Below are 8,794 nucleotides of genomic sequence, written 5' to 3'. Positions count from 1 at the left end.
GTTATCCCCGCCACCCCCCACCCCCCCTGAACCCCCCCCCCCCCCCCCCCCGGCGTTCGCCCGGGCGGGGCACGACCCGACCTCATCGCGGAAGTTCGGCCCTCATCGCAGAAATCCGCCCTCACCGCAGCCACGCACGGCGCCCGCCGTCACTCGGCCTCACCGGTCCCGGCCCACCGGCCGGCGGTGAGCGCGGCGTCGGCGCCCCCACGGCCACCCGTCCGGATGAACTCCTCGGCCGCACCGACGGCATGCGTCCGTGCGCGATCCGCCTCCGGCTACGGTCCGGCGCACAGCCGAACGAAAGGTGACCAGCGTGACGACCGGAATCCTGGACTACGAGAGCGACGCGATCGTCCAGCTCATGAACATCGCCGAGGAGGACTGGACCGAGCAGGAGCTCAAGGACGCGCTCCAGCGGGCGATCATGCTGGAGCTCTCCACCATCCCGCCCTACGCCACCGCGCTCTGGTCGATCACCAGCCAGGACGACGGCCAACCCGTCCACCACACGATCCGGGAGATCGTCTTCGACGAGATGTCGCACTTCGGCCTGGTCTGCAACATGCTCACCAGCATCGGCGGCACCGTCGTCCTGACCGACCCCGCCACCGTCCCGAAGTACCCGGGCGAGCTGCCCGGCGGGGTCAACCCGGGGCTGATCGTCTCCCTCGGCGGGCTGACCAGGGAGTCGGCGGGCCTCTTCTCCGACATCGAGAAGCCCGAGAACCCGCTCGCGTTCGCCGCCGACGGCAACACGATCGGCGCCTTCTACCAGCGCATCGCCGACGTCTTCCCGAGGTTCGCGCACCTGCTCACCGGGCGGAACCAGGTGACGTTCCCGCTGGGGTCGCAGCACGGCGCCGGCAACAACATCGTCGCGATGAACACCATGGACGACGTGCTGAAGGCGATCGACGTCATCCGGACCCAGGGCGAGGGCACCGACGCCTCGCCCGACAACCCCTTCCCCGGCCCCCCTGGCGAACTCGCCCACTACTACGCGTTCAAGGAGATCGCCGTCGGCAGGAAGCTGGTCGAGAACCCCGCGACGGGGAGGTTCGAGTTCACCGGCCCCGACGTACCGCTCCCGGACACCTCGCCGGTCGCCCGTGTTCCCGCCGGCGGCTGGGCCAACGACCCCGCCAACGCGCCCGACCGGCCCACCGCCTCCGCACTGCACGACTTCAACACGTCCTACAGCGCCATGCTGACATCCCTCGAACACGCCTGGGGCGGCAACGGGAACGAGCTCTTCGACGCGATCGGGCACATGAGTGATCTGGGCGACGCCGCTCGGCTCATCAACGCCATCAAGCTCCCCGCCGATCCCCGCCTCACCTACGGCCCGGAGTGGCTCTTCGTCCAGCAGGGGTCCTGAACCAACGCCGGAGGCCGGTGTGGCAGATTGACCGGACGGCCCCGCCCCGGGGCGGGTGATCGAGAACCGAGGTCTTCCGTGTCCGCAGACAGAGCCGCGCCGCGAACGGTCGTCGAGGCCTGCTTCGATCCGCAGGGCACGGCCTCGCTCGACTACGTCTACGACGTCGCCGCGGCGGTCGGCCTGTCGGACCAGCCGGTGCGGCTGGCCGTCCGCCGGCTGGAGGCGGCGGGCGTCCTGCGGCAGGAGGGGCGGGGCCGCAAGGGCCGGCTCGTCCTGACCGACGCGGGCAGGCTCCGCTCGGACATGGACGTCCGGTTCGTCGCGCTCGCCTACGCGCAGGACGCCGGCCTCGTCCCCTGGGACGGGCTCTGGCGCCTCTACACCTTCTCCGTCCCCGAGCGGCACCGGTCGGAGCGCGACGCCCTCCGCGCCGCGCTGACCCGGCTCGGTGCCGTGCCGCTCGCGCCCGGCGCCTACGCGAGCCCGCACGACCTCCTCGACGAACTCACCGCCGAGGCCTCGGCGGCGACGGTCGGCGCCTACCTGATCACGGCGGAGGCCACCCGCCTGACCGGCCCGGGCTTCACCGACCCCGCCTCCACCGCGGAGCACCTGTGGCCCTCGGCCGAGACGGTCGAGGCCTACCGGCCCCTCGCCGACGCGCTCGCCGCGGAACCCCTCGGCCCCGACCTCGGCTCCGTCGAACTCGTCGCCGTCGCGCTGCGGCTGGCCGAGGCCTTCACCCACGCCCTGGAGCGCGACCCGCTCCTTCCCCCGGAGCTGAGGCCCACCCCCTGGCCCCCGTCCCGGATCCGGCGCGACTTCCACGAGGCCTGGACCGCGATCCGCGGCCGCACCCCCGACCTCTCGCTCTTCCGCGCCTTCGACACCGGGCCGACGGCCGCCCACCGGGCCTGACCTCCACTCCGGGACAAACCCCGCTCGCCCGATATTCACCCGGACGGACGCGATTTCGAATTCCCGGATCGCCCATATGTTCTAGGCCTGATATATCGATTATATGCTCGAAGAATACGACAAGGTCTTGGTGTCGGGCGGATTGGGTTTCGTCGGAAGGCACCTGACCAGCGCTCTTCTCTTTCTGGGGAAAGAGGTGTCGATCATCGACAACGCCCGGACGGCCACGAGCATCTCGGCGCCGTCCGGGACCACCCTGCACCTGCTGGACATCCGCGAGGTCGACGCCGTCGCCGAGGCCGTGGACGACGCGGACCTGGTCTTCCACGTCGCCGCGAACGCGAACGGCACGTTGTCGGTGACGCAACCGCGCCTCGACTTCGAGATCAACGCACTCGGCACGCTGATCTTCGCCGAGGCCCTCCTCAAGGCGCCCGTCCGTCGGGTCGTCTACGTCTCGTCCGCGTCCGTCTACGGAACGCCCCGGAAATTCCCCATGGACGAGGACCACCCGACCCGCCCCTTCGTGCCGTACGGCGCGTCCAAACTCAGCGGCGAGATCACCTGCCTGGCACTCCACCGCGCCTGCGGCCTCCCGGTGGTGGTCGGCCGCCCCTTCTGCGTCTACGGACCGGGCGAGAACCCGCACGAGGCGATGGTCGAGGTCGGCCGCTTCCTGCGCTGGCACCTCAACCACCAGCCCATCCAGATCGTGGGCGACATCGACCGGAAGACCCGCGACTTCGTCCATGTCACCGACCTGGTCCAGGGGTTGCTGACGATCGCCGACCGGGCCGAACTGGGCGAGGTGTTCAACATCGGCTCCGGCACGGAGGTGTCGATGCGCGAGCTCGTCGACACGATCGGGGAGGCCACCGGCAAGACGCCCGAGGTCAGCGTGATCCCGGAGATCGAGGACGACACCTACCGGCTGGTCGGCGACATCTCCAAGCTCCAGGGCCTGGGATACCGGCCGTCGGTCTCGCTGGTCGAGGGGGTACGCGACCTGGCCGACCACCTCGGCGCGAATCCGGAGCTCCCCGGCAGCCCGACCATCTTCTCCCGCGGCCAGCACGGCGAATCCTGACCCGCCGCCCGCACGGGCCCCCTGTACGGGACCCACCACCCCGCCCCGGACGTCGTCGGCGTCCGGGGCGGCAGGCTACCCGTGCTCAGCCCTTGACCGATCCCGCGGTCAGCCCCTGGGCCAGGTAGCGCTGGAGGAACTGGTAGACCACGATCACCGGCAGCGAGGTCGCCAGCGCCCCGGCGGCGAACGGGCCGTAGTTCTGGTCCTGTCGGCCGGAGATGATCCCGTAGAGGCCGACCGCGACGGTCTTGGAGTCGTTCGACCCGCCGCTGACCACCGTGCGCCAGCCGATCCAGGAGACGGCCGCGGCCGTCGCCGAGGCCCTGTGGCGCCGACTGGAGGGGCACGGCGGCCAGGTCAGGGACTACCTGTTCAGCCCGGAGCTGGTCGCCCGCGGGTCCACCGGCCGGCTGTGGCACGGCTGACCCCACGCCGAGGGCCGGGACACCAGCGGTGTCCCGGCCCTCGCGCGTACCGCACCGTCAGGCGTTCGACACCGTCGCGTACTTCGGGGTGCCCTCGGCCATCTGCTGCAGGGCGTCCTTGCGGTCCCGCTTCGACAGCTTGTCGATGTAGAGGGTGCCGTACAGGTGGTCGGTCTCGTGCTGGAGGCAGCGGGAGAAGAAGCCGGTGCCCTCGACGCGGATCGGCTTGCCGTCCTTGTCGACGCCGGTGACCGCGGCGTAGTCCGGGCGGGCCAGCTCCGCGTAGGCGGTGGGGACGGAGAGGCAGCCCTCGTTGCCGTCGTCCAGGACGCGGCGGCGGTCGGCCGGGTACTCCTCCAGCACCGGGTTGATCACGTGGCCGATGTGGCGCACGCCCTCGTCGTCCGGGCAGTCGTAGACGAAGACCTTGAGGTCGACGCCGATCTGGTTGGCGGCGAGGCCGACGCCCTCGGCGGCGTACATCGACTGGAACATGTCGTCGATCAGTGCGGACAGCTCGCCGTCGAAGACGGTGACGTCCTTGACCTCGCGGTGCAGCACCGGGTTGCCGACGACGGTGATCGGGCGCGCGGTGCCCCTGCTGAGGTCGGGCTCCTCACCGATCACCTTCACGGGCGTCTCGGGCGCCTCCCCCTCCACGTCGTGCTCGTGCTCGTGCTGCTCGGCCTGCTCCGCCATGTCTTCCGCTTCCGTCGGTGTACGCGTTACCTCACCAGGGTACTCAGCACACTTCTTCGAGATCCCGGTACGCCCGGCTTCCCGGGGCGGCCGCGACCCAGCGGTCCAGCAGGGTGCGCACCAGGTGGGCCGGTGCGGCGATCCCGCACTCGCGCTCGACCAGCCAGGACATCCCGGCCGCGCCGCCCTGGCTGAGGTGGCTGAGGTGGCCGGGGTGGGCGGCGTCGCCGTCGTCGTGCGGGTCGTGGTGGGCGGCGACGCCGTCGTCGGAGGCCATCCGGCTCTCCGAGCAGGCGCGGCACAGCAGCCGCACCGAGGAGGTCCAGTCCTCGGCCGCGTAGCCGGCGTCGGCGACCAGCCGCTCCAGCGCGTCCCGGTCCCCGGCGGTGGCGGCCTGGAGCAGCACCACGTACGTCGGCACCGGGGAGGGCGCCCACAGCTCGATCTCGTCGAACACCGGGTAGGCGACGCCGTCGGTGACCCGCTCGCCGTGCGGGGCGCCGTCGTGCAGCACCACCTCGCCCCAGCGGCGGCCGGAGGAGGGCAGCGGGATGGACAGCACCTCGATCCGGGCCGGGTCCAGCCGGCGGCCCCAGACCACCTCGGACTCGCCGTCCGGGGAGAGCCGTACCGGGGTGGTGCCGAGGTCCAGGCTGACCGGGCCGTCCTGCTGCCCGCCGGGGCCGCCGGGGCCGCCGGGCAGCTTCAGCCCGTACGCCTGCCAGGCGCGGCGGGCCAGCGGCCAGTCCTGGAGGGCGGTGGCGGTGATGCCGAGGTTCCACCAGTCCGGGGCGCCGTGCTCGCGGTCCAGCAGGGCGACGGCGCGCAGCCCGGCCGAGCGGGCCTGCTCCCAGTCCCGGCGGAACTTGTGCAGCAGGGCGAGGTTGAACCAGGAGTCGGAGAGCCACGGCTCCAGGTCGGCGGCCATCACCAGCAGCGCGCCGGCGTCCTCGTAGCGGCCGTCGCCGATCAGCGTGAAGGCCCGGTCGGTCGTCTGCCGCCAGGTGGCGGACGGCCGGTGCCGTGCCCGGTGGAAGATCCTCACGTTCGTCCCTGCCGTCGTCGTCCGCTCAAGTCCCGTGCCACCGTGCCCGTACCGCCTCGGACGGTGTTCGGGGCCCGGTGCCCCGGGTCGGTGTTCCACGCTACGACCGCATCCAACCACGCCCGCCCCCGCCCGCGCTCCCCACCGCCGAGGTTGGGGTCCGCCCCTCCCCAGCCTGCCCGTCCGATCCCACCCGCTCAACCCCTGACGGCCGGAACCCGGTTTTCCCGGTCCCGCGACGGCGGCGCACGGCCCGTACCGTGCGAGCCCCGCGCGCCCGGGCCCGCCCCTCAGCGACGGGCCTGGCCGCCCACCCTGGCGAGGGCGTCCACCACGCGGGGGTCGTAGACCCGGCCGCGGCCCAGCCGCAGCACCTCCAGGGCCTCCAGCCGCCCGACGGCCTCGCCGACGCCCCGGCCGCGGGCCGACGTGAGCAGGTCGTCGTGGGCGTTGGCGACCCGGATGATCCGGGACGCGAGCGGCACCGGCCCCTCGCCGGGGGCGGGTCCGGTGTACGGGTCGGCCAGCCGGGCGACCTGCTCGGCGACCTGCCGGGGCACTCCGGTGCGGCTGATCACCTCGCTGCCGAGGCGGGCGATCCGCTGCTGCTCGGCGTACGGCAGCAGGGCGGTGGCGCCGTCCGGAACCGGTTCGACCAGGGAGAGCTGGCCGACGTCGTGCATCAGCGCGGCGTACTCCAACAGGGCGAGCTCGCGGGTACCCATGCCCAGCTCGCGGCCCAGCGCGCACGCCGTGTCCGCGACCCGGCGCGCGTGCCCGTGCGGGGTGTAGCCGGCCACCTCGGTGGCCCGGGCGAGGCTGGCGATGGTCTGCCCGGTGGTGGCCCGCACGGCGGCGGCGCGCCGGAAGGACACCTGGGCGAGCAGCAGCGGGGTGCAGAACAGCGGCAGCGCCCACAGCCCGACCTCGCCCGCCGCGAGGCTGACCAGCATCCCGGTGGCGACGATCGCCGAGCCGATGCCGAACAGCGAGCGCAGCTCGTCCTCCAGCGCCGCCGGGAACCGCAGCCCGCCGCCGGAGCGGCGCAGCAGCGCCGCCAGGGTCGCGTCGCAGAGCGCGGCCAGCGCGGCGACGGCGGTCAGGAACGCCCCGTACGCCGGGCCCTCGGGCGAGAAGCGGTCGACCGCGCCGCCGTTGTAGAGCGGCTGGAAGACGGCGGCCGCGAAGCCGACGGCGAGCAGCCGGCGGGCGGCGCCGTCGCGGCGGGCCGGGTCGGCCCAGGGCGGACGGCCGTGCGGACGGCCGGGGCCGCCCGGCAGGACGCGGCGCGGCAGGACGAGGCAGGCCAGCCAGCCCAGCAGCAGACCGGCCCCGGTCACCGCGACCACCTGGAGCGTCCCGTGCGCGGTCGGCACTCCGCGCAGCGGCCCGAGCAGCGCGTACGCCAGCGCGCCGGCCGCCCCGATGGGCGCCTGCTCCCGATCCCCCGGAAGGGTGATCCGGACGCACTCGCCGAGCGCGATCAGCGCGGTGAACGCCAGCACGACCCCGGGCTCCGCGACCCCGCGCACGGCGACGGCGCCCAGCGCGAGCGCCAGCAGCACGGCGGCCACCGCGTGCACCGCGCGCGCGGTGCGCCCGCAGGGCGTGCGGCCGAGGAGCACCCGCCGCAGCGCCCGGGGCCCGAACGCCCCCGCTCCGCACACCGCACGCCCGAACGCCCCCGCTCCGAGCACCGCACGCCCGGAAGCCGCGCGCCCGGGGGCCCTCACGGCTGCCCGGCCGCGGGGACGCTCCCGCCCTGGGGCGGCACCCGGCCCGGCGCCGCCCGGACCGGCTCGGGCACCCCGAGCGGGATGTCCGGCACCGCCTCGATGCCGTCCTCGGAGTGCACCACCGGCTGCCAGTCGTGCCCGGCCAGCGCGTCGATCAGCGCCCGCACCATCACCGGGTCGAACTGGCTGCCCGAGCAGCGCTCCAGCTCCGTGACCGCCTCGCCGACCGGGCGGCCGCGCCGGTAGGACCGGGTGGAGGTCATCGAGTCGAAGGCGTCGGCGACCGAGATGATCCGGGCGAACTCGGGGATCCGCTCGCCGGCCAGCCCGCTCGGGTAGCCCCGGCCGTCCATCCGCTCGTGGTGGTGCAGGATTCCGGCGTGCGCCTCGCCGAGGAAGTCGATCCCGCGCACCAGCTCGTACCCGTACACCGGGTGGATCTCCACCGCCCGGCGCTCCGCCTCGGTGAGGGGACCGTTTCTGCGCAGCAGTTCGGTGGCCACCCCGAGCTTGCCGACGTCGTGCAGGATGCCGGCGAAGCGCAGGGTGCGCAGCCGCTCGGCCTCCATGCCGAGCTGAGTGGCGATCAGCACCGAGGCCCGGCCGACCCGTTCGCTGTGGCCCCGGGTGTAGGAGTCCTTGATCTCCACGGCCTGCACCAGCGACTGAACGGTGGCCTGGTGCGCGTCGCGCTCGCGCTGGCCCTGGGCGAACACCCAGGCCGAGATGGACAGCGGCAGCAGGGCGAGCAGCGCCGCGAACGCGCCGTACGGGCCCTGCCAGAGCACCGCGACCATCAGCCCGCCGGCCGCGTGCACCAGCACCGGCAGCCCGCACACCGCGCGCGCCCCGCGCAGCAGCACCCCGGGGCGGCGCCCCTCGCCGAGCATCAGCATGACGCCCACCACCACCCCGTTGACCAGGCAGAACACCGCGACGGCGGCGAATCCCGGCAGCAGCGCGGCCGGGAAGCGGGAGCCGAGCAGCAGCTGCGGGCCGTGCAGCAGGTGGAAGGCGGCCGAGGAGGCGAAGGCGCACAGCGCGAGCTGGGAGCCGTTGAACAGCTGGCGCGGGCGGCAGCCGCGCCCGTTCGGGCCGCCGAGCAGCGCGGCCGGGGCGGCGACCAGGGCGGCGGCGGACGGCGGGAGCATCAGCACCCCGGCGAACAGCACCGGGAAGAAGGCGTTCACCCCGGGCCGGGCCGGCGTCCGCTCGGGCAGCGCGGGCCGGTGCAGCAGCCGGCGCACCAGCACCAGGCAGGGCGTGGGCAGGCCCTGGGCCAGGGACTCCCAGCAGCCGTGCAGGAAGGCCAGTAGCCCGACCTTGGGCCAGTCCACCGGAGCGCCCAGCCAGTGCGGCACCCCGGGGACGGCCGCGGCGGGCAGCAGCGGCACCAGGCAGCACAGCGCCGCCACCGGGACGGCCACCAGGTAGCGCGCCGCCCCTCGCGGCAGGGTCGATCCTCCACAGTCGGTAGCGATCTCGACCTCCCCGCCG

9 protein-coding genes are annotated in these 8,794 nt (G+C 74.0%); 4 read left to right on the top strand and 5 right to left on the bottom strand.

Annotated elements, in window-relative coordinates; genetic code table 11:
• Positions 1-316 precede the first annotated feature (316 nt).
• From ACWGKU_RS11045 to ACWGKU_RS11035, 3 genes are all read left to right on the top strand, one after another.
• Positions 317-1,381: a ferritin-like domain-containing protein gene (locus ACWGKU_RS11045; RefSeq protein WP_452177967.1), complete on the top strand. Its 1,065-nt coding sequence runs from the start codon at positions 317-319 to the stop codon at positions 1,379-1,381.
• A 78-nt stretch (positions 1,382-1,459) separates the two neighbouring features.
• A complete protein-coding gene (locus ACWGKU_RS11040) occupies positions 1,460-2,302 on the top strand; it encodes a PaaX family transcriptional regulator C-terminal domain-containing protein (protein WP_452177968.1) in 843 nt (280 codons plus the stop codon).
• Positions 2,303-2,405: 103 nt separating this feature from the next.
• The gene (locus ACWGKU_RS11035) at positions 2,406-3,389 is read left to right on the top strand and encodes an NAD-dependent epimerase/dehydratase family protein (protein ID WP_401055370.1); all 984 of its coding nucleotides are present in this window, start codon (positions 2,406-2,408) and stop codon (positions 3,387-3,389) included.
• 85 nt (positions 3,390-3,474) lie between these two features.
• Here the strand turns inward: ACWGKU_RS11035 and ACWGKU_RS11030 are convergent, their stop codons facing one another.
• Complete coding sequence (locus tag ACWGKU_RS11030) at positions 3,475-3,669, bottom strand: hypothetical protein (protein ID WP_452177969.1); 195 nt, start codon at positions 3,667-3,669, stop codon at positions 3,475-3,477.
• A 1-nt stretch (position 3,670) separates the two neighbouring features.
• Between ACWGKU_RS11030 and ACWGKU_RS11025 the strand changes: the two genes are divergently transcribed.
• Positions 3,671-3,817, top strand: coding sequence for a hypothetical protein (locus ACWGKU_RS11025; protein WP_452177970.1), 147 nt, complete (start codon positions 3,671-3,673; stop codon positions 3,815-3,817).
• Between the two features lie 57 nt (positions 3,818-3,874).
• Here ACWGKU_RS11025 and def read toward each other — a convergent pair whose 3' ends face one another.
• The 4 genes from def to ACWGKU_RS11005 form a co-directional block, all read right to left on the bottom strand.
• A complete protein-coding gene (def, locus tag ACWGKU_RS11020; protein ID WP_401055352.1) occupies positions 3,875-4,516 on the bottom strand; it encodes a peptide deformylase in 642 nt (213 codons plus the stop codon).
• 43 nt (positions 4,517-4,559) lie between these two features.
• Entirely contained in the window at positions 4,560-5,561 is a 1,002-nt protein-coding gene (locus ACWGKU_RS11015) for a tetratricopeptide repeat protein (RefSeq protein WP_401055351.1), read from the bottom strand.
• Between the two features lie 290 nt (positions 5,562-5,851).
• Positions 5,852-7,186: an HD-GYP domain-containing protein gene (locus ACWGKU_RS11010; protein ID WP_401046902.1), complete on the bottom strand. Its 1,335-nt coding sequence runs from the start codon at positions 7,184-7,186 to the stop codon at positions 5,852-5,854.
• Positions 7,187-7,290: 104 nt separating this feature from the next.
• Complete coding sequence (locus ACWGKU_RS11005) at positions 7,291-8,724, bottom strand: HD-GYP domain-containing protein (protein ID WP_401046887.1); 1,434 nt, start codon at positions 8,722-8,724, stop codon at positions 7,291-7,293.
• Positions 8,725-8,794: the final 70 nt, after the last annotated feature.

The sequence above is a fragment of the Kitasatospora sp. NPDC054768 genome (assembly GCF_053612025.1).
This window is presented reverse-complemented; position numbering and strand designations above follow the sequence as displayed.

What these genes read in the sequence shown, in the direction of transcription:
- ACWGKU_RS11035 (WP_401055370.1), top strand. Translation starts at nt 2,406, where the DNA reads ATGCTCGAAGAATACGACAAGGTCTTGGTGTCGGGCGGATTGGGTTTC.
- def (WP_401055352.1), bottom strand. Translation starts at nt 4,516, where the DNA reads ATGGCGGAGCAGGCCGAGCAGCACGAGCACGAGCACGACGTGGAGGGG.